At 67.6% G+C, this 26,763-nt stretch carries 27 protein-coding genes; 14 read left to right on the top strand and 13 right to left on the bottom strand.

The genetic code is table 11. From position 1 onward, the window contains the following. Positions 1-31: 31 nt before the first annotated feature. Positions 32-1,333, bottom strand: coding sequence for a DUF7405 family protein (locus NO876_RS05455; protein WP_256420673.1), 1,302 nt, complete (start codon positions 1,331-1,333; stop codon positions 32-34). Between the two features lie 87 nt (positions 1,334-1,420). Between NO876_RS05455 and NO876_RS05450 the strand changes: the two genes are divergently transcribed. Further along, entirely contained in the window at positions 1,421-2,638 is a 1,218-nt protein-coding gene (locus tag NO876_RS05450; protein WP_256420672.1) for an MFS transporter, read from the top strand. Here the strand turns inward: NO876_RS05450 and NO876_RS05445 are convergent. Then, a complete protein-coding gene (locus NO876_RS05445) occupies positions 2,605-3,582 on the bottom strand; it encodes an aldo/keto reductase (protein WP_256420671.1) in 978 nt (325 codons plus the stop codon). The two genes, NO876_RS05450 and NO876_RS05445, sit on opposite strands and share 34 nt — an antisense overlap. Positions 3,583-3,711: 129 nt before the next feature. Here NO876_RS05445 and NO876_RS05440 point away from each other — a divergent pair, with 129 nt between their 5' ends. Both NO876_RS05440 and NO876_RS05435 read left to right on the top strand, forming a co-directional pair. Next, complete coding sequence (locus NO876_RS05440) at positions 3,712-4,851, top strand: bactofilin family protein (protein WP_256420670.1); 1,140 nt, start codon at positions 3,712-3,714, stop codon at positions 4,849-4,851. 73 nt (positions 4,852-4,924) lie between these two features. After that, a complete protein-coding gene (locus NO876_RS05435) occupies positions 4,925-5,725 on the top strand; it encodes a creatininase family protein (RefSeq protein ID WP_256420669.1) in 801 nt (266 codons plus the stop codon). 68 nt (positions 5,726-5,793) lie between these two features. On the opposite strand, the gene NO876_RS05430 is transcribed toward NO876_RS05435, so the two are convergent. The 3 genes from NO876_RS05430 to NO876_RS05420 form a co-directional block, all read right to left on the bottom strand. After that, on the bottom strand, positions 5,794-6,411 hold the full coding sequence (locus NO876_RS05430) for a response regulator (protein ID WP_256420668.1): 618 nt from the start codon (positions 6,409-6,411) through the stop codon (positions 5,794-5,796). Between the two features lie 358 nt (positions 6,412-6,769). Then, the gene (locus NO876_RS05425) at positions 6,770-6,964 is read right to left on the bottom strand and encodes a cold-shock protein (RefSeq protein ID WP_256420667.1); all 195 of its coding nucleotides are present in this window, start codon (positions 6,962-6,964) and stop codon (positions 6,770-6,772) included. Between the two features lie 48 nt (positions 6,965-7,012). Further along, on the bottom strand, positions 7,013-7,528 hold the full coding sequence (locus tag NO876_RS05420) for a metal-dependent hydrolase (protein ID WP_256420666.1): 516 nt from the start codon (positions 7,526-7,528) through the stop codon (positions 7,013-7,015). A 150-nt stretch (positions 7,529-7,678) separates the two neighbouring features. Between NO876_RS05420 and NO876_RS05415 the strand changes: the two genes are divergently transcribed. Together NO876_RS05415 and NO876_RS05410 are read left to right on the top strand one after the other, a co-directional pair. After that, positions 7,679-8,257 carry an MBL fold metallo-hydrolase gene (locus tag NO876_RS05415; RefSeq protein ID WP_256420665.1) on the top strand — a complete coding sequence of 193 codons (579 nt, stop codon included), beginning with the start codon at positions 7,679-7,681 and terminating at the stop codon, positions 8,255-8,257. Between the two features lie 69 nt (positions 8,258-8,326). After that, a complete protein-coding gene (locus NO876_RS05410; protein ID WP_256420664.1) occupies positions 8,327-9,565 on the top strand; it encodes a mandelate racemase/muconate lactonizing enzyme family protein in 1,239 nt (412 codons plus the stop codon). A gap of 135 nt (positions 9,566-9,700) precedes the next feature. Here the strand turns inward: NO876_RS05410 and NO876_RS05405 are convergent, their stop codons facing one another. Then, positions 9,701-10,384: a rubrerythrin family protein gene (locus NO876_RS05405; protein ID WP_305882868.1), complete on the bottom strand. Its 684-nt coding sequence runs from the start codon at positions 10,382-10,384 to the stop codon at positions 9,701-9,703. 149 nt (positions 10,385-10,533) lie between these two features. Between NO876_RS05405 and NO876_RS05400 the strand changes: the two genes are divergently transcribed. Continuing rightward, positions 10,534-12,438: a globin-coupled sensor protein gene (locus NO876_RS05400; protein ID WP_256420662.1), complete on the top strand. Its 1,905-nt coding sequence runs from the start codon at positions 10,534-10,536 to the stop codon at positions 12,436-12,438. A 142-nt stretch (positions 12,439-12,580) separates the two neighbouring features. Here NO876_RS05400 and NO876_RS05395 read toward each other — a convergent pair whose 3' ends face one another. The 3 genes from NO876_RS05395 to NO876_RS05385 all read right to left on the bottom strand — a co-directional run bounded on the left by NO876_RS05395 (position 12,581) and on the right by NO876_RS05385 (position 13,942). Continuing rightward, complete coding sequence (locus tag NO876_RS05395) at positions 12,581-12,907, bottom strand: 2Fe-2S iron-sulfur cluster-binding protein (RefSeq protein WP_256420661.1); 327 nt, start codon at positions 12,905-12,907, stop codon at positions 12,581-12,583. Positions 12,908-13,009: 102 nt separating this feature from the next. Further along, a complete protein-coding gene (locus NO876_RS05390; protein WP_256420660.1) occupies positions 13,010-13,453 on the bottom strand; it encodes a universal stress protein in 444 nt (147 codons plus the stop codon). A 144-nt stretch (positions 13,454-13,597) separates the two neighbouring features. Next, positions 13,598-13,942: a DUF7964 domain-containing protein gene (locus NO876_RS05385; protein WP_256420659.1), complete on the bottom strand. Its 345-nt coding sequence runs from the start codon at positions 13,940-13,942 to the stop codon at positions 13,598-13,600. Positions 13,943-14,113: 171 nt separating this feature from the next. On the opposite strand from NO876_RS05385, the gene NO876_RS05380 reads away from it, so the two are divergent. After that, positions 14,114-15,856, top strand: coding sequence for a flippase activity-associated protein Agl23 (locus tag NO876_RS05380; protein ID WP_256420658.1), 1,743 nt, complete (start codon positions 14,114-14,116; stop codon positions 15,854-15,856). Positions 15,857-15,895: 39 nt separating this feature from the next. On the opposite strand, the gene NO876_RS05375 is transcribed toward NO876_RS05380, so the two are convergent. After that, positions 15,896-16,849, bottom strand: a complete 954-nt coding sequence (locus NO876_RS05375) for a transcription initiation factor IIB (protein WP_256420657.1) — start codon at positions 16,847-16,849, stop codon at positions 15,896-15,898. Positions 16,850-16,957: 108 nt separating this feature from the next. Here NO876_RS05375 and NO876_RS05370 point away from each other — a divergent pair, with 108 nt between their 5' ends. The 3 genes from NO876_RS05370 (at position 16,958) to NO876_RS05360 (ending at position 19,166) form a co-directional block, all read left to right on the top strand. Next, positions 16,958-17,944: a lamin tail domain-containing protein gene (locus NO876_RS05370; protein WP_256420656.1), complete on the top strand. Its 987-nt coding sequence runs from the start codon at positions 16,958-16,960 to the stop codon at positions 17,942-17,944. 82 nt (positions 17,945-18,026) lie between these two features. Continuing rightward, entirely contained in the window at positions 18,027-18,347 is a 321-nt protein-coding gene (gene sugE, locus NO876_RS05365) for a quaternary ammonium compound efflux SMR transporter SugE (protein WP_256420655.1), read from the top strand. Positions 18,348-18,518: 171 nt separating this feature from the next. Then, positions 18,519-19,166 (top strand): METTL5 family protein, encoded by a 648-nt coding sequence (locus NO876_RS05360; RefSeq protein ID WP_256420654.1) that lies wholly within the window; start codon positions 18,519-18,521, stop codon positions 19,164-19,166. Between the two features lie 49 nt (positions 19,167-19,215). Here the strand turns inward: NO876_RS05360 and NO876_RS05355 are convergent, their stop codons facing one another. The 3 genes from NO876_RS05355 to NO876_RS05345 form a co-directional block, all read right to left on the bottom strand. After that, complete coding sequence (locus tag NO876_RS05355) at positions 19,216-20,913, bottom strand: rhomboid family intramembrane serine protease (protein WP_256420653.1); 1,698 nt, start codon at positions 20,911-20,913, stop codon at positions 19,216-19,218. A gap of 134 nt (positions 20,914-21,047) precedes the next feature. After that, the gene (locus NO876_RS05350; RefSeq protein WP_256420652.1) at positions 21,048-21,326 is read right to left on the bottom strand and encodes a UPF0058 family protein; all 279 of its coding nucleotides are present in this window, start codon (positions 21,324-21,326) and stop codon (positions 21,048-21,050) included. Positions 21,327-21,380: 54 nt separating this feature from the next. Then, a complete protein-coding gene (locus NO876_RS05345) occupies positions 21,381-21,590 on the bottom strand; it encodes a ribbon-helix-helix domain-containing protein (RefSeq protein ID WP_103991912.1) in 210 nt (69 codons plus the stop codon). 234 nt (positions 21,591-21,824) lie between these two features. Here NO876_RS05345 and NO876_RS05340 point away from each other — a divergent pair, with 234 nt between their 5' ends. From NO876_RS05340 to NO876_RS05325, 4 genes are all read left to right on the top strand, one after another. Next, positions 21,825-22,418 carry a sulfite oxidase-like oxidoreductase gene (locus NO876_RS05340; RefSeq protein ID WP_256420651.1) on the top strand — a complete coding sequence of 198 codons (594 nt, stop codon included), beginning with the start codon at positions 21,825-21,827 and terminating at the stop codon, positions 22,416-22,418. Between the two features lie 81 nt (positions 22,419-22,499). Further along, positions 22,500-23,858 (top strand): isochorismate synthase, encoded by a 1,359-nt coding sequence (locus tag NO876_RS05335; RefSeq protein ID WP_256420650.1) that lies wholly within the window; start codon positions 22,500-22,502, stop codon positions 23,856-23,858. Between the two features lie 78 nt (positions 23,859-23,936). Beyond that, entirely contained in the window at positions 23,937-25,733 is a 1,797-nt protein-coding gene (gene menD / locus NO876_RS05330; RefSeq protein WP_256420649.1) for a 2-succinyl-5-enolpyruvyl-6-hydroxy-3-cyclohexene-1-carboxylic-acid synthase, read from the top strand. 73 nt (positions 25,734-25,806) lie between these two features. After that, positions 25,807-26,724: a 1,4-dihydroxy-2-naphthoyl-CoA synthase gene (locus tag NO876_RS05325; protein ID WP_256420648.1), complete on the top strand. Its 918-nt coding sequence runs from the start codon at positions 25,807-25,809 to the stop codon at positions 26,722-26,724. The last annotated feature ends 39 nt before the right edge of the window (positions 26,725-26,763 follow it).

Here is a 26,763-nt window from a genome sequence, read left to right as displayed (position 1 = left end):
AGGACCCTTCACGTAGTCACGGCCGACAGTATCAGATCCCGGGCGTCTCGCCCGTCGGCGTCGGGAGCGATCGCTGCGAGCGCGGCGGGACGAGGAAGTTGCCGCGGCGCTTGACGAAGACGTACTCCAGTATCCCGTTGTTCACGCGCTGGCGGATCGTCGGAACGTCCGCGAGGTCCGTTCCGTTCATCGCTTCCCGGACCTCCTCGAACGTCGTGATCCCCCGCTGGAGGCTCGGGAAGTGGAGGCTCGCCTCGTCGTCGTCCGTGGACTCGAAGTGGCGTCTGAGCGTTCGGACGGTGCCGTCTTCGTTCCGGTTCGCCCGCGCTGCTTTTTGTGCGTGGCCGACGCGACCGAACCGCCGAGCGTGCTGTCGGATCTCGTCGATCATCTCCGGTGTGATTCCGCTGTCGTCACCGAGATTCGCGCCGACCCCGTCGACCAGCCCGTCCGCCGCGTGGACGGGTGAGAACAGCTCCGCGACGCGCTCCTCGAAGGACTGCTCGCCGTACCAGTCGTCGAGGCGCATCCGGAGATTCGAGACGTGCTTCGTCGTGCCGCCCGCGAACGGGCCGTCCGAGAGGGTGACGTAATCTTCCGTCGCCTGGTTCTTCCGAAACCCGGCCACGAATCCCATAAACAACGGCGACTCCTCGGGGACCGGGTTCGAGGATGGAATCCCCGCGAGGCCGTCCTGTCGCTCCGCGGGCATCCCGGCACCGACGAACCCGCTTCGTCGGTCTGTGACCTCGAAGACGTCTGTCAGTGCCGATTCCAGATCCCGACCGTTCGCCGTCGGTTCGTTGCCCCGAAGCGCCTCCTCGGCGGCGAGAACGACGTCCGCGCGGTCCGAGGCCAGGTGCAGGAGCGCGTCCTGTCGGTCGAACTCCGGCGCCTCGAACGGCGAGAGCGCCCGCGGTTCGGGGAGGTCGATCGACGCCGGGAGGTCTACCCCGAAGCGATCGAAGTACCGCGGCGAGTAGGCGAGCGAGTGCAGGAGGCCGTCGCTGCTCCGCTCGTAGGCCCGATCGAGCGTCCGGAGCGCGGATTCGACGTCTCGTCTGGCGGCGGCCTCCGGCGGCCCGTCCCCTGGCAGCGTGAGATACAGGAGGAGCTGGTGGCGTGGGAGAAGAGTGTTACCGTGATCGTCGGTTCGAACGCGGTCGTTCCAGGCGTGCTGACGCTCCGAGAGCGACGACGGGTCCTCGGGACCGCTCGGCACCGGCTCCGGATCGGTTTCCTCCAGACACGCTGACAGCGCCGCCGCGCCGCCGACGGCGACGGCCCCCTTCAGAACCGCCCGTCGGCTCGTCTCGTCTCCCCCGCCGAACATACCTGGGTTACGCGACGGACGGCTAAGTGGATTCGGATACGTCCCGGAAACGACGCGGATATTTGTGCGGAGAGCCAACCGCTCCCCGTGACACGCCGCGGGACTCGCGTTCGACTCGCCGTCGGGGTCTGGGGAGTCCTCGTCTCGCAGGTCTTTCTGTACCCCGGCGTCGAGGACATCGTCGCCGCGCTCGGCGGCGGCGGAACCATCCGAGCGGGGATGTGGTTCCTCGTCGCCGAGTTCGCCGCTTTCGTTGCCTTCGCCAGCGTGTGGGGTGCCGCCAGCGACGCCGTCGGCCGACGGATGCCGCTGGCCGCGGCGGGCGCATTCGGCGGCGCGGCAGGCTATCTCGTCCTCGCGGCGGCACCGATCGTCGGACTCCCGTTCACGGGCGTCCTCGTCGTCCGACTCGTCGGCGGCGCGGCGACGATCGGCGCGTTCTCGCTCGCCATCACGGCGCTCGCGGACCTTTCGGGGGGAAACGGACGGAACATGGGCGCGGCTGGAATCGCGATCGGCCTCGGCGCGGCGCTCGGGTCGGTCGTCGGCGGCCGCCTCGCCGACGCGGACCCCCTGTACCCGCTGTACGCGGCCGCCGGGACGCTCGTGGCGGTCGGGATCCTCTTCGTGACGATCTCCGAGGAGCTTCCGAGCGGCGAGCGCCTCCGCGTCGGCGACGTGCTCGGTCGGCTCCGACGGCGACCGGTGCTCGCCGTCCCCTACGCGTTCGGGTTCATCGACCGGATGACTGCGGGCTTTTTCGCGCTCGTGGGCGTCTACTACTTCCGGGAGTCGTTCGGGTTGAACGCCGCCGGCGCGGGGCTGGCGCTCGCCGCCTTCTTCGTCCCGTTCGCGCTGCTGCAGTATCCTGCGGGGGTTCTCTCCGACCGGATCGGGCGGGCCATCCCGGTGATCGTCGGCTCGGTCTGTTACGGGCTCGGTATCATCGCCGTCGGCGTCGCCCCGGTTCTCTGGGTCGCGATCGCGGCGATGGCCGCCGTCGGCGCCCTCGGGGCCCTCGTCGCGCCCGCGACGATGGCGCTCGTGACCGACGTCGCCTCGGTCGAGACCCGCGGCGCAGCGCTCGGCGGGTTCAACGTCTTCGGCAGCCTCGGCTTCCTCGCGGGCTTCCTGCTCGGCGGAACGACGACGTCGACGGCGGGTTATCTCGCCGCGTTCCTCGTCGTTGGCCTCTCGGAGGTGGCGATCGCGATAGTCGCCGCCCGGGCGGTCTGGCGGATTTCGGGATCGGGCCCCGATTCTGACTCCGACTACTCGTGGCCGGAGACGCGGACCGGTTCGTAGGGCGCCTCGAGGTACTCGATATCGGACTCCGAGAGATCGATCGATAGCGCTTCGACGGCGTCTTCGAGGTGCTCGACGCTCGTCGTGCCGACGATCGGCGCGTCGACACGGTCGTCTTCGAACAGCCACGCGAGGCCGATCTGCGCCATCTTCACGCCCTTCTCGTCGGCGAGTTCCTGCACGCGCTCGTTGACCTCGCGGCCGCCGCCCTCCAGATACGGGTGCTGGTGGGCGTGATCGTCGGTCTCGCCCCGGGTCGTCGACCGCGACTCCTCGTGGGGGCGCGCGAGCCACCCGCGAGCGAGCGGCGACCACGGGATGACCCCGACGCCCTGTTTCTCACACAGCGGTAGCATCTCGCGCTCTTCCTCCCGATAGAGCAGGTTGTAGTGGTTCTGCATCGTCGAAAACGGCGTCAGTCCCTCGCGGTCGGCGACGTGTTGCGCCTCGGCGAACTGGTGAGCCCACATCGACGACGCCCCGAGGTATCTCGCTTTCCCTCGATCCACGGCGTCGTCGAGGGTTCGCATCGTCCGTTCGATCGGCGTGTCGTAGTCCCAGCGGTGGATCTGTAGCAGATCCAGCGTGTCCATTCCGAGGCGGTCCAGCGAGGCGTCGAGTTCCTGTTCGATCGCCTTCCGCGAGAGCCCGCCCGAGTTGGGATCGTCGTCGTCCATCTGAAAGTACACCTTCGAGGCGACGACGAACTCGTCGGGGTCGTACTCCGAGAGGGCGTCGCCCAGGACGCGCTCGGAGCCACCGCGGGAGTACATATTGGCCGTGTCGAAGAAGTTCACGCCCAGTTCGATGGCCCGCTCGACGAGTTCCTTTCCCTCCTCCGCGTCGAGCACCCACTCGCGCCAGTCGGTGTCTCCGAAGCTCATACAGCCCAGACAGATCTTCGAGACGGTCGTTCCCGTCCCGCCGAGGGTCGTATACTCCATAGCGAACGCACGCATCGGAGGGTCAAAAAGCCACACGAGCAGGGCGTTCAGGCGGCCTGTCACTCAGGAGCAATTAAGTCCGATGCCATCGTATCGTTGAGTTGAGAGGTCCCTCCTCTCGTGAAAACGATGTCACGACACACGCGCAGACGACTCGCAGTCCTCCTCGTCACCGCTCTCGTCGTTTTCGGCGGGGTGCCGACGATCGCGGGCGCACAGCAGTTCGGCCCGAGCGGATCGGGCTCCGACGGAGCGGTCGGCGGCACCGTCCGCGTCGACGCCGGAGAAACGTATCAGGGTAACTTAGACGCCGCCGCGGGAAGCGTCGTCATCGCCGGCACCGTCGAGGGCGACGTCTCCGCGGCGGCCGGGTCGGTCATCGTCACCGACTCCGGACGGGTGACCGGCTCGCTCGACGCCGCGGCGGGCAGCGTCGTGATCGAAGGCGTCGTCGAGGGCGCGCTCACCGTCGGCGGCGCGTCGCTCGAACTCCGCGAGGGATCGCGCGTCGGCGGCCTCGAAGCCGGCGCGGCGGACGTCCGCCTCGACGGCGCGGTCGACGGCGACGCGACCGTCGGTGCCGACACGTTCGCCGTCGGGCCCACGGCGACGATCGGCGGATCGCTGAGGTACGACGCCGAGGACTTCACCCTCTCGGACGAGGCGTCGGTCTCGGGGTCGGTCACCCGCGACGAGTCGCTGTCGGTCGCCGGTCCCGACGTGTTCGGATCCGACGGGGGACTCGCCCTGCCGCCGATCCCCTCCTGGGTGGGTGTGATCTACGGCGCGCTCGTGAGCCTCCTCCTCGGCGCGGTGCTGCTCCTCGCCGCGCCTCGCTTCGCCCGGGACGTCGTCGCGACCGGGACGTCGCGAGCGCTCCGAAGCGGCGGGACCGGGCTCCTCGCCCTCGTCGGCACGCCGATCGTACTGCTCCTCCTCCTGCTGACAATCGTCGGGATCCCGCTCTCGATCGCCGGGTTCCTCGTCTTCGCTCTCCTCCTGTGGGTGACGTCGGTTTACGGGGCCCTCGTCGTCGGGACGTGGTTGCTCTCGCTGATCGACTCCGAGAACCGATGGGCCGCGCTCGTCGTGGGCGTCGCCGTGGTCGCGCTCGCCGACTTCGTCCCGTTCGTCGGCGGCCTCGTCTCGTTCATCGTCCTCCTGGTGGGTCTCGGGGCGTTCGTCCTCGTGATCCGCGAGCGGACCGACGGTGGCGACGACGAGGCCGAGGGCGGAGTGGTATCTGGCGAGACGGAAGCAGCGGTGTAGCCGTCAACCGACGACGACCGCACCCCGCCGCCCCGTGCCGTACCTTCTTGACGCCGCACCGCCTTCGGCCGGTATGTACGTCGCAGACCAGACGTGGCCCGAACTCGGAGACTACGTCGCCGAGGAGTCGGTCGCCGTCGTCCCGCTGGGATCGACCGAACAGCACGGCCCGCACCTCCCGCTCGCGACAGATCACCTCATCGCCGAGGGACTGGCCCGCGAGGCCGCCGAGCGGACGGGGTTTCTCTGCACTCCCACGGTCAACGTCGGCGTGAGTCCGCACCACCGGCAGTTCCACGGGACGATGTGGGTCGACGCGCCGCAGTTCCGCGACTACGTCGAGTCGCTGACGCGGAACCTCGCGTACCACGGCGTCGACCGCGTCGTCTACGTCAACGCCCACGGCGGCAACGTCCAGCACCTCCGGGAGGTCGGTCGTCGCCTCCGCGACGACGGGACGCTCTACGCGATCGAGTGGATGTGGGACGAGTCGATCCCCGACCTCGTCGAGGAGGTCTTCGAGCACAACGGCCCGCACGGCGGACCGAAGGAGACGGCGATGATCCAGCATCTCGCGCCGGAACTGGTCCGCGAAGGGGAACTCGAATCCGCCCGCGACGGCGGCGTCCGCGACGTCGAGGCCGCAGAACACCTGCAGAAACACGGCGCGCGGATCTTCTACGACGCCGTCGAAAACTCCGAGAACGGGGTCTTCGGCGATCAGACGGACGCGACCGCCGAGGTCGGCGAACGCCTCTTCGAGGCCGCGGCGGAACAGTTGGTCGAGCTACTCGAGTGGCTCGACGACCGACGTCTGGACGACCTCCTCGCCCCGGCGCACGTCGACCCGCAACCGGGGAGTCGGAGAGAGTAGCGCCGCAAGACCGAACGGTTCGGCGGCCGCCCGGTCGAGCGACCCGACCGACGGATCGGGGCGGCCGGTCAGGACTGCGGGGGCGAACCGAATCCGTCGTCGGTTTCCGGCTCGTCGATCTCGATGTCCGGGAACGACGCGAACGCCTCGCGGAAGTCGTCCTCGCTCAGTTCCGCGAGAGTCTCGTCGAGTTCGGCGCGGATCGACTCCATCTGCTCGGTCAGTTCCCGGTACTCCTCCTCGTTCTCCACGGAGACGTCCGGTGACGACTCCAGGGCGGCCTTCTTCGAGGCGAGCCTGAAGAACTCCTGGGAGCGCTCGTCGTAGTTCGCCCGTCGCAGCAACACCTCGACGAGGCCGTGGAGGTCCTCCTTCGTGACGGGTTTGACCAGATAGTCGTCGAAGGGCATCTCGACGATGTCCACGTCCGGTTCGACCGCGGTTATCATCGCGACCTGGGTCTCCAGCCCGCGCGCTCGGATCTCTTCGAGTACCTCGTCGCCCGTCAGGTCGGGCATCCGCCGGTCTAAGAGGACGACGTCCGTCTCCCCGTCGACCAGCTCGAGCGCCGTCTCACCGTCGGTGGCTGTCTGCACGTCGTAGAGGTCCGAGAGATAAATAGCGTAGAGTTCGGCCAAGTCGGGTTCGTCTTCGACGACGAGGACCCGGGGAGTAGCGCCGTCCATTGCAATCTATCTCCCACCACTCTGGCCGTCGTCTAAATTCTTGCCCTCCGGATAAAGATGACCGGAGAATACGATTCGTTCCACGAGCGTGCCGACGGAGCGCTGCTGAAGGGCAGAGACGGGTACGTGGCGGCCCGGGTTCCGTTCGACGCACCGCGCACGACGTCTGCTTTCTCGGCGACCTGCCCTATCGGAACGAGGCGAACGCCCGCGTCGGAAAGCGGCGGAGACTCAACTGGAAACCCGATCACCGTCGGTGACGGACTCGACAGACGCGTCGCTCGCCGGGTGAGAAATGCAGAATCGTGGTGAGACTCGACGGGATCGCCGACCGCAGTACCGCTCTCGTGGTGCGTTCTTACAGGCGTTGGAGGTTCGTCGCTCGCGGGCCCTTGTCGGCCTGCTCGATGTCGAACTCGACTTCCTGGCCCTCTTCGAGGTCGGGGCCGCCGACGTCCTCCATGTGGAAGAAGACGTCTTCTTCAGAATCGTCGCTTTCGATGAAACCGTAACCGCCCGTGTCGTTAAAGAACGCAACCTTACCTTTCGCCATTGCGTTCGAAGGCACGCAAAGGCGATAAATAAGCCTTGTGCCGCACGCTCAGACCGCGACGCCGAGATACGCCGCAGCACCGGTCGCGAACACGCCGGTCGCGAGGAGCCCGTAGTTGGCGACCGCGTTGTCGGCGGTCCACAGCCCCAGCGTGTACGTGCGTCCCGACAGCGGCCACAGGAAGTTGACGCCGGCGGGGGTGAGCGCGTCTCCGAGCAGGTGTGCCACGACGGTGAGCGCGCCGAGTGCGAACCCGGCCACACCGAGCGAGACGCCCTGTGTGATCGTGGCGACGTCGACCGCGATCTCGCCGCCGGCGATCGTTTGCACGGCGACGCCAGCAGCCCCGAACGCCGCCCCGACGAGCGCCGCGAAGGCCAGCGAGTGCGTCGGCCCGCGGTGGGGGACGCCCGGAATCCGGTGATCGACGTCCGGAAGCATCGCGAGCCAGAGCATCGTGCCGCCGGTGACGAGCGCGAGGTCCGCCCGATCGAACGCCAGGAGAGCGAACGCGATGGGCGCGAAGACGATGAGCGAGACGCCGAAGTGGCCCTTCCGGTACATATCGGTCGCTGGACGCGGGCACACAAAAGCGCCCCGACCGACGCGGATCGGACGCGCCGGCCCGGCTTCGGGGCGGTTTGCCACACCGGTGCAGGCGTACCGCGCGTGCGAGCGGAAAGACGCAAGTCCGGGGCTCTCTTATCGTTGATCGTGATCCACAACCTCGCACGCGACGTCCGGGCGTTCACCGCGAACGTCTTTCTCGTCACCGGTGAGACGACAGCCCTCGTCGACGCGGGCGCGAACTTCGACGTCGTGTCCCGGATCGAGGCGCACGCCGACGGTCTCGACCGCCTGTATCTCACGCATACGCACCCCGATCACGTCGAGAACGTCGCCGCCGTCCGCGACGCGTTCGACGTCGAGACGTGGGGATTCGACCCCGAGAGCGAGTACGTCGACCACCGGATCGCCGACGGTGAGACGGTCCAGATCGGCGACGACGACTACGAGGCGCTGCACACGCCGGGGCACAAGCCAGATCACCTCTGTTTTTACGCTCGGTCGGCCGGCGTCTGCTTCGCCGGCGACCTCGTGTTCGCCAACGGTGCGTTCGGCCGGACGGACCTGGAGGGCGGCGACCGCGAGACGCTCGTCGAGAGCATCCAGTACCTCCGGCGATCACTGGAGGAGGACCTCGACGTGATCCACGTCGGCCACGGCCCGAGCATCACCGAGCGGCCGCTCGACGACGTCGAAACCGCGATCCGGGCGGCGCAGATCGGCTGAGCGGTTCGAGGGACCTCCCGGTTCCGCCGTTCTCCAAAGATTTACCTCATAACGAGTAAACTACTGTCTATGGGAGTCGATTACGCCGAGTTACACGACCCGAACGCGGAGTACACGATGCGGGAGCTGTCCGCGGAGACGATGGGGGTGCGCGCCAAGCGCGGCGGCGGCCGCGACGTCGAGATCACGGACGTCCAGACCACGATGGTGGACGGGAACTTCCCCTGGACGCTCGTGCGCGTCTACACCGACGCCGGGATCGTCGGCACCGGCGAGGCCTACTGGGGCGCGGGCGTTCCGGAGCTCATCGAGCGGATGACGCCGATGATCGTCGGCGAGAACCCCCTCGACATCGATCGGCTCTACGAGCACCTGATCCAGAAGATGTCCGGCGAGGGTTCGATCGAGGGCGTCACCGTCACGGCCATCTCCGGCATCGAGGTCGCCCTGCACGACCTCGCCGGGAAGATACTCGAACTCCCCGCTTACCAGCTCCTCGGCGGGAAGTACCGCGACGAGATGCGCGTCTACTGCGACTGTCACACCGAGGCGGAGGCCGACCCCGAGGCCTGCGCCGACGAGGCCGAGCGCGTCGTCGAGGAACTGGGCTACGACGCCCTGAAGTTCGACCTCGACGTCCCCTCCGGACTGGAGAAGGACCGCGCGAACCGCCACCTCCGACCCGGCGAAATCCGCCACAAGGCCGAGATCGTCGAGCAGGTCACAGAGCGCGTGAAGGACCGCGCGGACGTCGCCTTCGACTGCCACTGGACCTTCTCGGGCGGGTCGGCGAAGCGGCTCGCCGACGCCATCGAAGAGTACGACGTCTGGTGGCTCGAAGACCCCGTGCCGCCGGAGAACCTGAAAGTCCAAGAGGAGGTCACGAAGTCGACGACGACGCCGATCACCGTCGGGGAGAACCGCTATCGAGTGACCGAGGAGCGCCGGCTGATCGAGAACCAGGCGGTCGACATCATCGCGCCCGACCTGCCGAAGGTCGGCGGGATGCGCGAGACGCGGAAGGTCGCCGACGTGGCGAACCAGTATTACGTCCCGGTGGCGATGCACAACGTCTCCTCGCCGGTCGCGACGATGGCCTCCGCGCAGGTCGGCGCGGCGATCCCGAACGCCCTCGCCGTCGAGTACCACTCCTACGAGCTCGGCTGGTGGGACGACCTCGTCGAGGAGACCGTCATCGAGGACGGCTCCATCGAGATCCCCGAAGAACCGGGGCTCGGTCTGACGCTCGATATGGACGCCGTCGAGGAACACATGGTCGACGGTGAGGAGTTGTTCGATTCGGCGTGAGCCGAATCGGGCTCGATAGACGAGCGAAGCGAGTCTATCGGCGTTCGACGAAGCGCAGTTTCGTCGGGCACGTGAGGCGCAGCCTCACGGCGTTCGACCGAGCGGAGCGAGGTGGGCGCCAGAGAGGAAGCCGGCTCACTCGTCACCAACGTCGGGATCGATCCCGAGCGACCGCAGTGCGTCGGCGGTGTCGTCGTAGGCGAGTCGGATCGTGTAGCCGGCGACCAGTTCCGCCGTCTTCCACTCCGCTCTTCCACACCGCTCTCCGAGCAGGGCTAGCCCGTCTTCCAGCGTGCCGGCGGTCTCCGCTCTGAGGTCGCGAAACAGCGCCGCTCGCCGTGCGGAGTCGCTCGTCTCCCGCTCGTTCTCGAAGAAGTCGATCAACTGCGCGTGCGTTCGGAGCGAGACGAGCGGGCGACCGACCATCCCGCCGGCGATCCGCTCGACCGTCGCCTCCCGTCCCCGGAGGTACGCGTGCATCGGTCCCGCCCCGCCGGCTTCCGGCGTCCACTCGTCGAGTTCGGCGGCGACCCGCTCGCGGTGCTCCGTCTCCTGATCGATCACCGACTCGAAGGCGTCTCGGGCACCCGGATCGCCCTCGTCGGCCGCCCACTCGGTGAACGTGATCCGGGCCGCGTGCTCGCTCTCGGCCGCGGCCGAAAGCAGCGGTTCCGGTTTCGGCGGTCCGCCCGCTGCGGCGGTGCGGAACCGCTCCGATCCCAGCAACGCGAGTTCCGCGGAGTACTCGGATTCGAGTCGCGTCCGGAGGCCTTCGGGGGTCCGCTCGCTCCCGGTGGCGGTCGCGTCGTCGCTGCCCATATCGATACCGCGGGTCCCCGTCACCTAATCGTTGCTCCCGACGCCAGAGCGTCTCCGAAGCCCGGGGTGATTCTACACACGCTCCCCGCGGCTATCAGATGTGATATCCGCTGCGAACAATCTTAAGTCGAGACGTCGGTATCCCACGTATGAACACTCAGGACGTCGCCGTCGACGAGCAGAACCGGGGGGGCGTCGACGGCGAGGAGCTGATCGACGCGCTGGACATCGACGACGCGGAGATCGAGTGGCGGAAGTCGTTCGTCCGTCTCGAGGACGCGGACAGAGAACGGATGCGGGGCCTGGAGTCGACGTTCGACGACGTGGCGGACGAGGTCGTCGACGAGTTCTACGAGCACCTCACGAGCGACGCCAACGCGACGGACGTTCTCGGCCGATCGAGCAAGGGTATCGATCGACTGAAGACCGACCAACAGTCGTATCTGCGATCACTGACCGACGGGGACTACGATCGGGACTACTTCGCACGGCGGGCGCGTGTGGGCAAGGTCCACGAGATGCTGAATATGGGGCCGAAGTTCTATATGGGCGCCTACAGCGTCTACTACGAGGGCCTGATCGACGCTATCGGTGAGAAAGTGAAAGCGGAGTACGGGAGTGCGGACGGTTCGGGAGTCGAGAGCGGTGAAGACGGGGCGGCCCACGCCTCCGGAGGCGGGAGATCTTCCGATGGCGGCGTCGGGAATGCGGCCGACTCCCGATCGGAACGACGTGGTCTCCTCGCCGGCCTCCTGGGTGGATCGACGGACGAGGACGTGGACGCCGAGACGACAGCAGCGGACGACGCAACCGACGCAGCCGTCGACGAGGCGGTCGACGCCGTCGTCGCGCAGACGACGTCACTGTTGAAAGTACTCGCGCTCGATCAACAGATCGCGATGGACACGTACATCCACGCGTACAGCGAGGAGGCACGCCGCGAAGCGAAACACCGCGAGCAGTTGGCACGGGACGTCGAACAGGATCTTCAGGAGCCGATCGACGACGTCTCTTCGTCGTCGTCGGTCGTCGCGGAACGCTCGGCGGCGATCCGCGACATCGCGAACGAACAGGCCGGTGATATGGAGGACGTCGCGGCGGAGATCTCACAGATGAGCGCGACGGTCGAGGAGATCGCCGCGACCGCCGACGAGGTGGAGGGAACGAGCGACGAGGCGGCGTCACGAGCGCGCTCGGGCGAGGAGGCGGCCGACGAGGCCATCGACGTGATGGAGGAGGTCGCCGACGCCGCCACGGAAGCGTCGGCGGACCTCGAGCGCCTGCAGTCGCAGATCGACGAGATCGACGCGGTCATCGAGGCGATCGACGACATCGCCGAGCAGACGAACCTCCTCGCGCTGAACGCGTCGATCGAGGCCGCGCGAGCGGGCGAGGCGGGCGACGGGTTCGCGGTCGTCGCCGACGAGGTGAAGCAACTGGCCGAGGAGTCCCGCGAGCGCGCCAGCGACGTCGAGGAGACGGTCGGACGCGTGAAGGCCGACGCCGCCGACACGATCGAGAGCCTCTCGGAGACGACCGACAAACTCCACGAGGGAATCGACCGCGGCGAGGACGCGATGGACAGCCTCGACGAGATCGTCGACGCGGTCGAGCGGACGACGGAGGGGATCACCGAAGTGGCGGTCGCGACCGACGAACAGGCCGTCAGCGCAGAGGAGGTGACGGCGATGGTCGAGAAGACACGCGATCGGGCCGACGAGGTGGCAGAGCGCGTCGACGACGTCGCCGAGGCGAGCAAAGAACAGACGCAGCAGATGGAGCGAATCCGGCGCGCCGCGGATCGACTGGCCGACCTGGACGCCGGCGGGACCCCGCCGAACGGGGGCACGGGCGAGCCCGCTCCGGCGCCGATGAACGAGTTCTCCGGCGATGCAACGCGCTCGACTGACGGGGACGGATCCCCGGACGCGTCGGCACCTCCCACCGATCCGGTCGCGGAGGGACTGTCCGACAAAGAGTTCGCCTTCGTCGGAACCGGCGGCGGCGTGTCGTCGGAGGACCCGGACGAGCGGTCGAACGGCGTCGGTCAGTGAGGATCGGCACTGGGACGTATCGAGACCGCGACGAAACACACGTCCCCGGACGCTGCGGCGTGACTCTTCGTCCGATTCGAGGCCGTGCCTGCGAAACGGTTCGAGATGGACTAGTACGACTACCCACCGGCGAGAGAATCTATCAGTCGTCGTCGGCCGCTGCGGCCGCGTCCGCGGCGTCCTGTTCGATGCTCGGCGGATACACGCCCCGATCGAGTTTCAGATCGCTCTGCGGGCGGGCCATACAGGTGAGCGCGTAGTTCTCGCGCTCCTCGTCGGTGAGCCCTCTCGCTGCAGGCTGGGCGACGTCGCCCGCGACGATCTCGGCGGAACAGGCCAGACACATCCCGACGCGGCAGGAGTACTCCTGGGCGATGCCCGCCTCGATACAGGCCTTCAGAATCGTCTGCTTGTCGGAGACTTCGATCGTCTCGCCCGTGCCGACGAACTCGACGGTGTAGTCAGTCATACCTCGCCGTTCGACGGACCGATTCAAAACTCTTCGCGAAGCGGTCGGCGTGTGGCCGTCCCGGACGGTAACCCTGACTCGCGGCGTGCGTCCCGACCCCGTTCACTCTTCGGTTTCCTCCTTGTTGGCTCGAACCGTCATTACCGGTGCGTCGGCCGTTCTGACGACCTTCTCGGCGACGCTGCCGAGGAGGAATCGACCGACGCCGGTCCGACCGTGAGTTCCCATCACCACTAGGTCGATCTCCTCCTCGGAGACGTACTCGACGATCGCTCGATGGGCGATTCCGGTTCGGACCGACGTTTCGACCCGGATCCCGGCATCGTCGGCCTCGCTCGCGACCCGCTCGACCGCCTGGTTGCCCTCCTCCTGGAGCGCCTCGATGACGATGTCCGAGCCGACTTCCATCGACGAGTACGCGCCGGTATCGACCACGTACAGCGCGTGCAACGTCGCGTCGTACTGTTTCGCGAGTTCGATGGCGTGATCCACTGCCCCCTCGCTGGCGGCGCTACCGTCGGTCGGAACGAGGATGTTGTCGTACATCGTCTCAGACTGGAGTACGACGCCGAGGGTTTAGAAACTACCCCGTCGGTGCGATTGCCAGACGGCCGGTCGCGACGCGCCGGATCGGTACCTCGTCAGCCGTAGAATCACGCATAGACGGCGGGTTTCGATTCTCCGCTGGCGTCACTCGTTCCCGTCGACGGCTGGTTCGTAGGTCCCGGGTGCATTCGCGGCTGTCACTTCCGCCGGGTCGTCGCCGCGGAACCGAAGGATCTCGGCCTCACAGGCCTGCAAGGCGTCGACGCGCTCGATTCCGTCGCCGAGCGAGACGGTCTCGACGACCGCCCACGACCCGGCGTCCGGGTCGAAACCCAGGCCTTTCACCCAGGTCGCCGTCGCGATCAGCACTCCCGTCACTCGGCCCTCGTCTTCGATCGGAACGGCCATCTCCAGCGCCTCGGCGGCGTTGAGTTCCAACAGCTCCTGCGGTTCCAGCGGTCGCGACGGCAGCGACTCGACCACGCTCATAGGCGGACTGGGGCGGGAGGTCGCTTGTGCGTTGCGGATCGCGGCTGTCCGCCTGGCGAGCCCGTCGGTGGCGGAGTCGATCCGGGGCGATACGAACCGTTTCGGCGAGCCGGCGCCGCTCCCCCGGCGCCGATCACAAAACTTCTACCCCCCGAGCGGCGACGGCACCGTATGTCCGGCGAGGACGAGGACGCGTCCGATGGATCCGAAAAGCGGCGCGCGCCGCTCGCGGACCCGATTTCGCTATCGGACTCTGTCGTTCTCGCCGTCGTCGCGGTCGCGCTCGGGGGTCTCGGACTCCGGCTGGTCGGCCTCGGCGCTCGGCCGTTCCACTGGGACGAGGCCCGCGTCGGGTACTGGGCGCTCAGGTTCATCGACACCGGCGCGTACCAGTATCGCCCGATCGCGGGCGGGCCGCTACTCTACCTGCTCGATCGCGCCCTGTTCGCCCTCCTCGGCGTCTCAGAGGGGATCGCACGACTTCCAGTCGCCGTTCTCGGAGCCGCACTCCCGCTCGTCGCGCTGCTCTTCCGGGACTACCTCGACGACGCGGAGACGGTGCTCTTCGCGGTGATCCTCGCTGTCCAGCCGTTCCTTCTGTACTACTCACGCTTCCTTCGCGGCGACGTCCCGCTCGCGCTGTTCGGCCTCGCCGCCGTCGGTTTCGCGCTCAGAGCGTGGGATCGCCGGAGCCGACGCGACGCCTACGCCGCGGCCGTTTCGCTGCCGCTCGCGGCGGCGTCCTCCGGCTTCGTCAGCGGCTATCTCGTCTGCTGGGTCGTGGCGTGGATCCTCCTCGTCGACCAGCGGAGCGTCGCCGCCGATCGGGGATCGAGCGTTCGGGCGACGCTGGGCGTCCTCCGCGGTCGACTCGCGGGAACGACGACGCCCGCGGCCCGCGCCGGCCTCCTCGCGGTGGGCGTCACGGCGTTCCTGTTCGCCCCGCGGTCGGGTCCCGGGGTCGAGGTGGGAATCTACGATCCGACGACGCTTCACCTGGCGTTCTACGAGGGGACGGTCGGCGCGCTCAGGCGACTCGTCGGCGTCCGCATCGTCCACCGATTCCCCGACGGCACGCACGCGTTCCTCCCGTACGTCGGCGACGCGGTCGGACTCCTCGTTTCGGCTGCGCTCCCGGTGCTCCTGCTGGGCGTCGCAACCACGCTCTGGACGCGCTACGCGCCGTCTCGCCGACCGCTCGTCGAGGGCGTCGGCTACTGGGGTCTCGCCGCAGTCGTCGTGTTTCCGACGCTCTCGGAGGTGTCCGCGCCGTGGACGCTCGTCCACGTCGTCGCACCGCTGTCGCTGCCCGCGGCCGTCGGCCTCGCTGCGGTTCTTCGACGCGGTCTCGCCGCCGTCTCACGGGTCGAACCCGACGCGGGAACGATCGTCGCGGTCGTCCTCGTCGTCGTCGCCGTCACCGCACAGGCGGGCGCGGTCACCGCGGCCGACGTCTACGGGCCGTCAGACAGGAGCAACGAACTGGCCCAGTTCGCGCAGCCGAGCGACGACCTGGAAGGGCTTGAATCGACCGCCCGTGACGTTGCCGACGACGACCCGTCGACGGCGGAAGTGCACTACGTCGGTTCGGCCTATCACGTCCCGGCGGATCGAAGTACCCGCTATCCACCTGTCGACGACGCCTGGGGGAACCGTCTTCCCCTGCCGTGGTACTTCGAGGCGGCGGGCGCGGACACGGCGAGTACGGGGAACGTTTCGACGTTCGATTCGACGTACGCGAACGCGTCGCTCCCGCGGATCGTCGTCGCCGACCCCTCCCACCGCGACGCCCTCGCGGAGCGTCTCGGTCCGGACTACGAAGTGACGACCTACCGGCTGGGACTGTGGAACCGCGAAGTGGTCGTGTTCGTTCGGGAAACGGGCGTGGCGGAACAGCGCGCGGTCGAGACGTGAGACGTGTGGGAGCAGCGGAGAACCGTCGGTGTGAGAACGCTAGCGGAAGCCCATCGCTTCGATCTGCTCCTGATACCGATTTCGGATGGTGACCTCGGTCACCTGCGCGACGTCGGCGACCTCGCGCTGGGTCTTCTTCTCGTTGCAGAGCAGCGAGGCCGCGTAGATCGCCGCGGCCGCGAACCCCGTCGGGGACTTCCCGGAGAGCAGTCCCTGCTCGGCGGAGACGTCGATGATCTCCGTCGCCTTCGACTGGACCTCCTCGGAGAGTCCGAGCGAAGAGGCGAAGCGCGGCACGAACTGCTTGGGATCGACGGGTTTCAGTTCCAGGCCGAGTTCCTGAGAGATGTAGCGATACGTCCGTCCGATCTCCTTCTGGGGGACGCGCGAGACCTCCGCGACCTCGTCGAGTGAGCGGGGGATCCCTTCCTGGCGACAGGCGGCGTAGAGCGCGGAGGTGGCGACGCCCTCGATGGATCGCCCGCGGATGAGGTCCTCGTTGAGCGCGCGCCGATAGATCACGGAGGCGACCTCCCGTACGGAGCGCGGGACGCCGAGCGCCGACGCCATTCGATCGATTTCGGAGAGCGCGAACTGGAGGTTGCGCTCGCCCGCGTCCTTCGTCCGGATGCGCTCCTGCCACTTGCGCAGGCGGTGCATCTGCGAGCGCTTCTCCGAGGAGAGCGATCGCCCGTAGGCGTCCTTGTCCTTCCAGTCGATCGTCGTCGTCAGGCCGCGATCGTGCATCGTCTCCGTGATCGGCGCGCCCACGCGGGACTTCGATTGCCGCTCGGAGTGGTTGAACGCCCGCCACTCCGGCCCTCTGTCGATCTGCTGTTCGTCCAACACCAGGCCACAGTCGTCACAGACGAGCTCCCCCTGATCGGCGTCCGTGACGATGTTTTCGGACTCGCACTCCGGGCAAACGACCCGTTCGTCGCCTGTCTGTTCGGTCTCCTGCTCTCGCTGGCGCTGACGACGCGAACGTTCCATTATAAGGTTTGTGGTGAACAGTGAATTTAAACCTTTGTGACAGAATACCAATATGAAATCCCGCGGAGCCCCCAATCGGTATATGCCTCGGCCGTCCCAAAGCCGTGTATGCGCGCCCTGACGGTCGTTATCGTCTTTCTCGTCGTTACCACTGGTTGCCTCTCCGGAACGCCGGTCTCCGAGAGCGAGGCGGGTGCGACGACCACGGCTGCTGGCACGGAGGCACCGACGCTCGATCCCTCCGTCGAAGGCCTCCGAGTCACCGTCACGGACGTGGTAGACGGGGACACGGTAACGGTCGCGTATCCGAACGGGACGCGGGAGACCGTCCGGTTGCTCGGCGTCGATACGCCGGAGGTACACGGGTCGAACTCCCCGGACGAGTTCGAGGGCGTGCCCGAGACGGAGGCGGGCGAGGCCTGTCTCCGGTCCGCGGGAGAACGGGCATCGGCGTACGCGAACGAGCGGTTGGCCGGGGAGACGGTCTCGCTCGTCTTCGACGAGCGGTCGGATCGGCGAGGGTACTACGGGCGGCTGCTCGCGTACGTGTTCGTGGACGGCGAGTCGTTCAACCACGCGCTCCTCCGGGAGGGCCACGCCCGCCTGTACGAGAGCACCTTTACCGAACGTGAACGGTACGAGCGGACCGAGGCGAGCGCGCGGGAAGACCGGCGCGGCCTGTGGGCCTGCGCCGACCCCGAAGCCGTCTCGAACACGGCCGGATCGACGACCGACGCGGCCGCGGCCCGCACCGACGGCGGCGACGGGTCGCTGACCGTCGCGGAGATTCACTACGACGCCGCGGGCAACGACAACGAGAACCTGAACGACGAGTACGTCGTGTTCCGTAATTCGGGCGAGGAACCGCTCGACGTCTCGGGATGGATCGTCTCCGACGCGGCGGACCACACCTATCCGTTCCCCGAGGGGACCGTCGTGGATCCCGGTTCGGACTTGACTCTGCGAACCGGGTCGGGAGCAGATACCGAAGAGACCCTCTACTGGGGCGCTGGGGGCGCCGTCTGGAACAACGACGGCGACGTGGTCACCGTCCGCGACGCCGACGGGTCGGTGGTCGTGCGGAAGTCCTACTGACAGCGGCGTCCGACCGACGCCGGCGAGTTCACGTTCGTCGAAACACGGAACCTATAGCCGGGTAGGGAACGGAGCAGACGCTATGTCGTGGTATCTCCTGATCCTCGCGGGCCTGTTCGAGATCGGCTGGGCGATCGGACTCGAATACTCCGAGGGGTTCTCGAAACCGGTGCCGACGCTCGGCACGGCGGTCGCCATCGTCGCCAGTATGGTGCTGTTGGCTCGGGCCGTCGAGGACCTCCCGATCGGAACGGCGTACGCCGTCTGGACCGGTATCGGGGCGGTCGGAACGGCTTCTCTGGGCGTCGTTCTCTTCGACGAACCGGCCTCCCCGCTTCGGGTGGCGTTCATCGGCCTGATCGTCGTCGGCATCACGGGGTTACACGCAGTTTCCGGTGGCTGACGACGGGAGAGCGATCGTGTGAGTGCGCCGTGAAGGGCATCGAACGGAGCCGGGTTTTTATACTCTCGGGGGATACGCTACGGCGATGAGACCGATCTTCGCGCCGCCCCGTTACGCCGAGGGAGCCGCCGCGGACGGGGTCGCCGTCGGGGTGACCGGGGGGTGTCACTGATGGGAACGAAGTCGGCGCTGGAGACGCAACTGGCCGTCGTCGCGGGGTTCGAGGATCCGCAGGCGGACCTCGAACAGTATCCGACGCCCCCGGAACTGGCCGCCCACGTCGTCCACGTCGCGGATCTGAACGGCGACGTCGAGGACCGGCTCGTCGTCGACCTCGGTACCGGCACGGGGATGTTGGCGCTCGGGGCCGCGCTCAGGGGTCCGTCCCGCGTCGTCGGCATCGACGTCGATCGCACGGCGCTTTCGACGGCCGTGAAGAACCGACGACGGGTCGGGACGCGGGCGCCGATCGACTGGGTCCACGCGGACGCGACGCGTGCACCGCTGTGTCCGGACGGCCCGACGACCGTCCTGATGAATCCCCCCTTCGGCGCGCAGCGCGGGAACGAACACGCCGACCGGGCGTTCCTCGAAACCGCCGCGTCGATCGCCGACGTCTCCTACTCGGTCCACAACGCGGGATCGCGGGAGTTCGTCGAGTCCTTCGCGGCCGACAGGGGAGGCTCGGTGACGCACGCGTTCCAGGCGACGCTCGCTTTGGAGCGGCAGTTCGACTTCCACGAGGCCGACGCCGAGGAGATCGACGCCGAGGTCTACCGGATCGAGTGGTCCGGCGGTGACGGCGACAACCGCGAGTAGTGGCCGGGGATGGCAAACGGCGGATTCGTGTGTGAGCGCCCCGCCCGACTCACTCGTAGGTTTCCTTCGCGAGCAGTTGTAACCGGGTCCCGTCGTAGGAGACGGACACGCGGGAGCCGTTGCGCGTGAACGTCAGTCCGTCGAGCGTCACCGACTCGTTTTTCGCCGGGATCTGAGTGCTGAGAGACTCGTTTCCGCGGTCGACGCGCAGGAGATACCGGTTTTCCGTCGGAACGACGGTCACGTTCCGCTCGGCGAGCGTCGGCGCGGCGGTAACCGGATCGGACGTGTACACGACCCGTCCGGACTCGTTGTCGCCGAGCGCGACGCGGTAGGCCGTGCCGTTGCCGAGCACGTTCCACCCGTCGCGCTGTGCGTACACGGTTTCTCGCCACCCGACGCCCCCGAGGCGGACGGCGACCTGCCCGTCGAAGGCGAGTCGCCCCTTCGTGACCGTCGTCGTCCAGATGCCGCGCTGCTCGCTGCGAACGATGACGCCGGAGGTGTTGACGGCGGTCGTCTCCCCGAACGCCTCCACGTCGACGACCGCGACGAGACCGTTCTCGACGTCCTCGGCGTACGTCACCTCGTAGTCGCGGACGGTCAGTTCGTCACCCGGAAGCTCGCCGGACTCCGCGGTGAACAGGTTCGCAGGTACCGCGGGACCCGCGATCGCAGCCGTCGAGAGCAGGAGAACGACGGCGGCGACCTGCCAGTTTCGCACGACCACGCTGTCGCGGGACTTCGTCCGGCTGTCAGAGGCGCTTTGGGCCTCGCTGTCGCCGGCGAGTTCCCAAGTGAAGAGCGGGTCGTCGCGAGCGACGACGGCGAAGACGACGACGAGTGCGAGCGCCGCGACGAGGATCACGCCCGCGGCCCGGTAGAGCACGAAGGTCTCGCCGCCCCGGAACCAGTACACCGCCCACAGCGACTGTTCGACGGCGAACAGCACTGTGCCGAGCCAGAGACGCCGCGCGCTCGGTCGATCGCCGCGGGAACGGCTCCGGACGACGGCGAGGCCGACGAGCACGCCGATGAGCAGGCCCAGGGCGTGCCCCTGGATGGCGATGTCCGCCCACCACGGCGTGATGTATCCCGGGCGGCCGCTGGCGGTGAGCACCGGCGTCTGGAGCGTGTTGTACACCAGTCGAAGCGCGCTACCGCCGGCGAGTGCGACGACCGTTCCGAGAGGATAGTTGACGAGGGCGACGCCCGCGAACGCGAAGACGACGCCGGAGAACCCGATGATCGGACCGATCGCGAAAACGGACGTGAGCAGTCCCACGACGACGACGGCGACCGGAAAGACGAGAAAGGCGCGGACGTAGGGGTTGGTCCGCAGCGACCCGAACGAGTGCGACCCGCGTTCGCGCGGGAAGTGTCCCCAGGCGTACTCCGCGAGGGGCGCGAGCGTCAGCGTCCCGACGAGGTTGCCGACGAGGTGCCCCGCCCCGCCGTGTGAGAACGCGGCGCTGGCGATTCCGAGCGGGTAGAAGTACGACCACGCCCGGAACGGGATCGTGACCGGCGAGTACCAGTGCTCGTACCCGCCCTGGAGGAAGAGATACACCGCGAGCACGAAGACGACGGTGACGAGCGTCCCCCACGGGACGCCGAGGACGAACCGTCGGCGGAGTCGCGCACCGAGCGTCGACGGCCGATCCAGGAAGAACACGACCCCGAGGGAGAACAGCAGCGCGATCACGACGCCGATACGCTGCAGCAACTCGACCGGGAGGGGCTCCATCGTCTCCCAGAAGTGACTGGGCGGTTAAGAAACTACGTCGTTTCGACCGGGCGATCGATCAACCTACGGAGAGCTTCCGAGGAGTGCACACGAGTGACTTGCGGGCGGTGTTCGTCCGGATACGAGCCCCGAACTCAGATCTTCCCTTCGGCGTCCTTCGCGAGTTCCTCCATCCGCTTGCCCACGCGTCCGGCGTTCGAGAACTCGTCTTCGCTCATCGCCGTCGCGAGCGCGTTGCCGAGCACGAAGACGGCGTGTTTGTGCTCGCTCTTGGATTTGTGCACGTGAGACGGGTCGACTTCGAGGTTCTCGTACTTGTCGAAGATGCTGCCGTCGACGTCCTCGCGCGCCGCGAAGTTGTCCTTGATGATCACCATCTGCTCGTGCAGTTCCAGAAGCTCGTCTTTGTGCATAGACGTGGATACGTGAGAGCCCGATTTAAGGATTATTGGTGGGAACTGACACGGTCAGAAGACGTACTCGTCCTCGTGGCCCATCATCCCGTCGTCTTCGAAGCGATCGTCTTCGTCCATCGGGCCACTCGTCTTGAACGCCCGCAGACCTGTGGAGAGCAGTTCTTCGATGGCTTCCTCCCTGTTGACGAACTCGCCCTGGTCGACGAGTTGTGCGATCTGCATCTCGAGGTGTTCGGGGACGTTGATGTTCACCTTGGGCATCTGAACGTGAGGGGGTTTGGAGCCGGGTTATTTAAACCCTACGGCGAAGTTTCCCGGATAAGAGAAGTATAGTTTACAAAATGAGTATCTTAATTTGTTAATAAGCGCATAATTATTAGGTTTCGTGGTACTCGGCGCGGGGGCTGATCCAGCACGGAGGAGCTAGTCATCCGTAGTCAACCTCCAACCATACAGGAACGGCACCGTAAGGTGTGTCGACTCATAGGAGTACGTATGGACGAAGACGTGACAGACCTCTATCGGGAGTTTGGGGATTCACGACTCCCGCCCGGACAGCGTGAAACCGACGACTTCCCCGTGCTCTCGAAGAGCGGGACGCCATCCTGGACGCCCGAGACGTGGTCGTTCGACGTTTGGGGTGCCGTCGACGACGAGCGCAGCTACGATCTCGAGGAGTTCCGGGGCCTCCCAGCCACCACGCAACGCCAGGACTTCCACTGCGTCACGGGATGGAGCACGTTCGACTGCGAGTTCACCGGCGTCCCGTTCCCGACGCTCGCCGCGGAGGCCGGGATTCGAGACGAGGCGACGCACGTGCTCTTTCACGCGCTCGACGGGTACACCACCGACCTCCCACTTTCGGAGTGTCTGCGTGAGGACGTCCTGTTCGCGTACCGTCTGGACGGCGACGCGCTGCCGGAACCCCACGGCGGGCCGCTCCGTGTCGTGACGCCGCACAAGTACGCGTACAAGGGGGCAAAGTGGGTCGACGGCGTGGAGTTCCTCACCGAGACCGAGCGGGGCTACTGGGAGCAGCGCGGCTACTCCGCGTCGGCGAACCCCTGGGAGGAAGAGCGGTACGGTTGACCGGGCGCGAACTGGATCCGTGGTCCGATCTTCGCCCCCGGTATAGTCAAATAAAAGAGCGTGGCGTCCTCAGGACGGGTAATGGAATCGTTGCGGACCGACGCCGCGGAAACTGACCTCGTCAGCCGGTCGGTCCCCCTCTCGACGCCGTCGTTTCGGGCCGTTCTGCGCGACGCCGACGCGCCGCGAACGGTCTGGAGCGCTCCCGAGGAGGCCACCGTCGTCGGCAGCGGCGCGGCGGCGACGCTCATCGCCGACGGTTCGAGCCGCTTTTCGTCGATTCGCGAAGCGGCTGAGTCGCTCTTCGCCTCCGGGGACGTCCACGCCGGGACGGAAGCCGCCCGTCCCAGACTGTTCGGAGGGTTCGCCTTCCACGCTGACAGCACCTCGGGACCGCCGTGGGAGGACTTTCCCGGGGCGAGATTCGTCTTTCCGCGCGTGCAGGTCACGTGGACCGACGGCGACGCGTGGGTGACAGTCAACGCCGTGGGACGGGACGTCGACCCGGATACCGTCGAGTCGCGACTCGACCGAGAACGTGAACGCATCGACTCGCTCAGGGGCCCGGGTTCGACGGCCGGTCCCCCGGGCGTCACCGACCGACGACGCACTACGGCGCGGGCGGACTGGCGGACGGGCGTCGAGGCCGCCGTCTCTCGCATCAAGTCCGGCGACCTCCGGAAGGTCGTCCTCGCGCAGGCGCTCGACGTCGACCTCGCGGGGACACTTTCGCTCCCGGACGTCCTCACCCGGCTCGGGCGAGCGTATCCGGAGTGTTACCGCTTCCTCGTCGAGCCCGAACCGTCCGAATCGCGTCCGCAGCCCTCCTTCTTCGGGGCGACGCCCGAGCGACTCGTCTCGCTGCGCGGTCGGACGGTCGAGACCGACGCGCTCGCCGGGACGACGGGTCGCGGCGAGACGCCCGCCGAAGACGAGTGGCTGGCGCAGGAACTCGCTCGGGACGAGAAGAACGCCCACGAGCACGACCTCGTTGCGGAGACCATAGCCGAGCAGCTCTCGCCGTTCGCGGGGACCGTCAGCACCGGCTCGCGCCGGGTTAAACGTCTGGCGACGGTCCAGCACCTCTGGACGCCGATCACGGCGACGCTGGATCGCGACGAGCACGTCCTCTCGCTGGTGGAGGCCCTGCACCCGACACCGGCGGTCGGTGGACTTCCGCCCGAGCGGGCGCTGGCGACGATCCGAGAGACGGAACCGTTCGACCGCGGCTGGTACGCCGCGCCGGTCGGCTGGATCGACGCCGCGGGATACGGCACCTTCGCCGTCGCGCTCCGCTCTGCGGTCGCCCGCGGCGACACTGCGACGCTGTTCGCTGGCGTCGGCATCGTCGCCGACTCCGATCCCGACCGGGAGTGGGACGAGGTGCAGCTGAAGTACCGGCCGATCCTGGACGAACTGGAACGGGAAGGCGATGATTGAACGACACCGACGGGGCAGCTATGACCGAGCGAGAACGAACAGGACGACGATGACCGAGCGAGAGCGAACAGGCCGACGATGACCGAGCGAGAACGAACCGGTGAGCCTCCGCGGAACCGCGACCCCAACCGCAACACGCTCTGGGCCCGCGTGCTCGTCGACGAACTCGTCGCCGCCGGCGTCGACGCCGTCTGTATCTCCCCCGGGAGCCGGTCGACGCCGTTGACGGTCGCGTTCGACAGACACGAGGACGTCCACGTCTACTCGCACCTCGACGAGCGCTCCTCGGCGTACTTCGCGCTCGGCCGCGCCCGCCGAACGGGCGAGGTGACGCCGCTGGTGTGCACGTCGGGGACGGCGGCCGCGAACTACCATCCGGCGGTGATCGAGGCCTCTCAGTCCCGCGTGCCGCTGCTGTTGCTGACGGCTGATCGCCCACCCGAGATTCGCGACTCGGGAGCGAACCAGACCATCGACCAGGAGAAGCTCTACGGCGACGCCGTGCGGTGGTACCGAGACGTCGCGGAACCGGAGGCGACGCCGCGAAAGCTCCGGTCGCTCCGGACGACGGCCGCCCGGGCGGTCACCAAGGCGACGGGGACGCCCGCGGGGCCGGTCCACCTGAACTTCCCGTTCCGCAAACCGCTGGAACCGACGCCCGTGGAAGGCGACGTGCCCTCGGACCTACCAGACACCGCCACCGACGGCCGCGACGGCCCGTTCGTCGACACGACCGCGGGCGTAGCTGAACTCGGCGACGATGCGCTGCGAGACCTGACCGCAGACCTCTCGGAGCCGCGCGGACTGCTCGTTGTCGGGCCCGCGGACGCTCCCGGAATCGATCCAGAGGCGGTCGCCGCGTTCGCCCACGCGAGCGGTTTCCCCGTTCTGGCCGACCCGCTCTCGGGGATCCGCTACGGCGGGCCGGTCCGCACGACGCCGGTGATCGGCGGGTACGACGGCTTCCTGGGCGAGCGCGTCCGGGAGGCGTGGCCGGATCCGGACGTCGTCGTCCGCGTCGGCGCGTCGCCGACGTCCAAGCCGCTCCGAGAGTACCTCGCCGCCGCGGACGCCCGTCAGTACGTCGTCGACCCGGCGGCGGGGTGGCGCGAGGCGGAGTTCACCGCGACCGACCTGATCGTCGCGGACCCCTCACGGCTGCTCGGCCGGCTCTCCCGGCTGCTCGCGGGCCCGGGAAGCACCGCGTGGCGCGATCGTTGGACGGACGCCGAGGCGGCCCACTCGACCGTGATCGACGAAACCGACGCGTTCTGGGAGGGGCGGGTTCTGTCTGACGTCGTCGACCTCGCGCCCGACCCCGCCACAGTGTTCGTCTCGAACTCGATGCCGGTCCGTGATCTGGATCGGTTCGGCGGAGCCACGACCGCGACGCGGACGGTCCTCGGCAATCGCGGCGCGTCCGGGATCGACGGGATCGTCTCGACGGCGCTCGGTGCCGGTTCGGCGACGACGGACGACCTCACGCTCGTTACTGGTGATCTGGCGTACTACCACGATATGAACGGGCTGCTGGCGCTCGGTCGCTGCGACGTCGAGGCGACGATCGTCCTCCTCAACAACGACGGGGGCGGCATCTTCCATATGCTCCCGATCGAGGCGTACGATCCGCCGTTCACGTCGCAGTTCGTGACGCCGCACGGTCTGGACTTCGCACCCACGGGGGATCTGTACGACCTCTCGTTCGCGCGTGTCGCGGGCGAGGATCGAGAGGGGTTCCGCGAGGCGTACGCCGAGGCGACGGAAAGCGACGGATCGCACGTCGTGGAAGTCGTGACCGACGCCGAATCGAGCCACGAGGTCCGAGCGGATCTTCGAGAGCGAGCCATCGAACGGGTTCTCGAAGAGACGACGTAGCCGCCTGCGACGACGGGACCGCTGCCGAACGGACGAAACCAATCTTTTTGCGGATTCCCGGCCCTCTCCGGGTATGGTCTCGGAGATCTTCGACGACGCGCGCTGGGAGCAGGTCGACGGCGCCGACGCCTTCGACGACGTCACGTACCACCGTGCAGTCGACGTTCCGGCGGTCCGGATCGCCTTCGACCGCCCGGAGAAGCGCAACGCGTTCCGTCCGGGCACGGTCGACGAACTCTACGCCGCGCTCGACGACGCCCGCAAACGAGCCGACGTCGGCTGCGTCCTCCTGACGGGGAACGGACCGTCCTCGAAGGACGGCGGCTGGGCCTTCTGCGCCGGTGGAGACCAGTCGGTCCGCGGCGAGTCGGGCTACGAGTATCGCGACGACGACGAGGCCGACGAGGCCGACGACCCGCTCGTCCGCGAGGCGAAGGCCGGTCGGCTCCACATCCTGGAGGTACAGCGCCTCATCCGATTTATGCCGAAACCAGTCATCGCCGTCGTCCCCGGCTGGGCGGTGGGCGGCGGCCACTCCCTGCACGTCGTCTGTGATCTGACGCTCGCCTCGGCGGAGCACGCCAAGTTCCTCCAGACCGATCCCGACGTCGCTTCGTTCGACGGCGGGTTCGGGTCGGCGTATCTCGCGAAGCAGATCGGACAGAAGAAAGCCCGAGAGGTGTTTTTCCGGGGGAAAACCTACTCGGCCGAGGAGGCCGTCGAGATGGGGATGGCGAACGAAGCGATCCCGCACGGGGAACTGGAAGCTGTCGCCCTCGATTGGGCCGACGAGATCACCGATAAATCACCCACCGCGATACGAATGCTCAAGTACGCGTTCAACCTGACCGACGACGGCCTCGTCGGCCAGCAGGTGTTCTCGGGAGAAGCGACGCGCCTGGCGTATATGACCGAGGAGGCCCAAGAGGGACGGGACGCGTTCCTCGAGGGACGCGACCCCGATTTCTCGGGGTACCCTTGGCACTACTAGGGTCCGATTTTCGAGACGGGTTTTCCCCCAACTTCACGC

Origin of the sequence: Halobellus rarus, from assembly GCF_024494595.1 — an archaeon.
Classification (GTDB): Archaea; Halobacteriota; Halobacteria; order Halobacteriales; family Haloferacaceae; genus Haloquadratum; species Haloquadratum rarum.
Note: the sequence above shows the minus strand (reverse complement) of the source record. Positions and strands in the feature narration are given on the sequence as shown.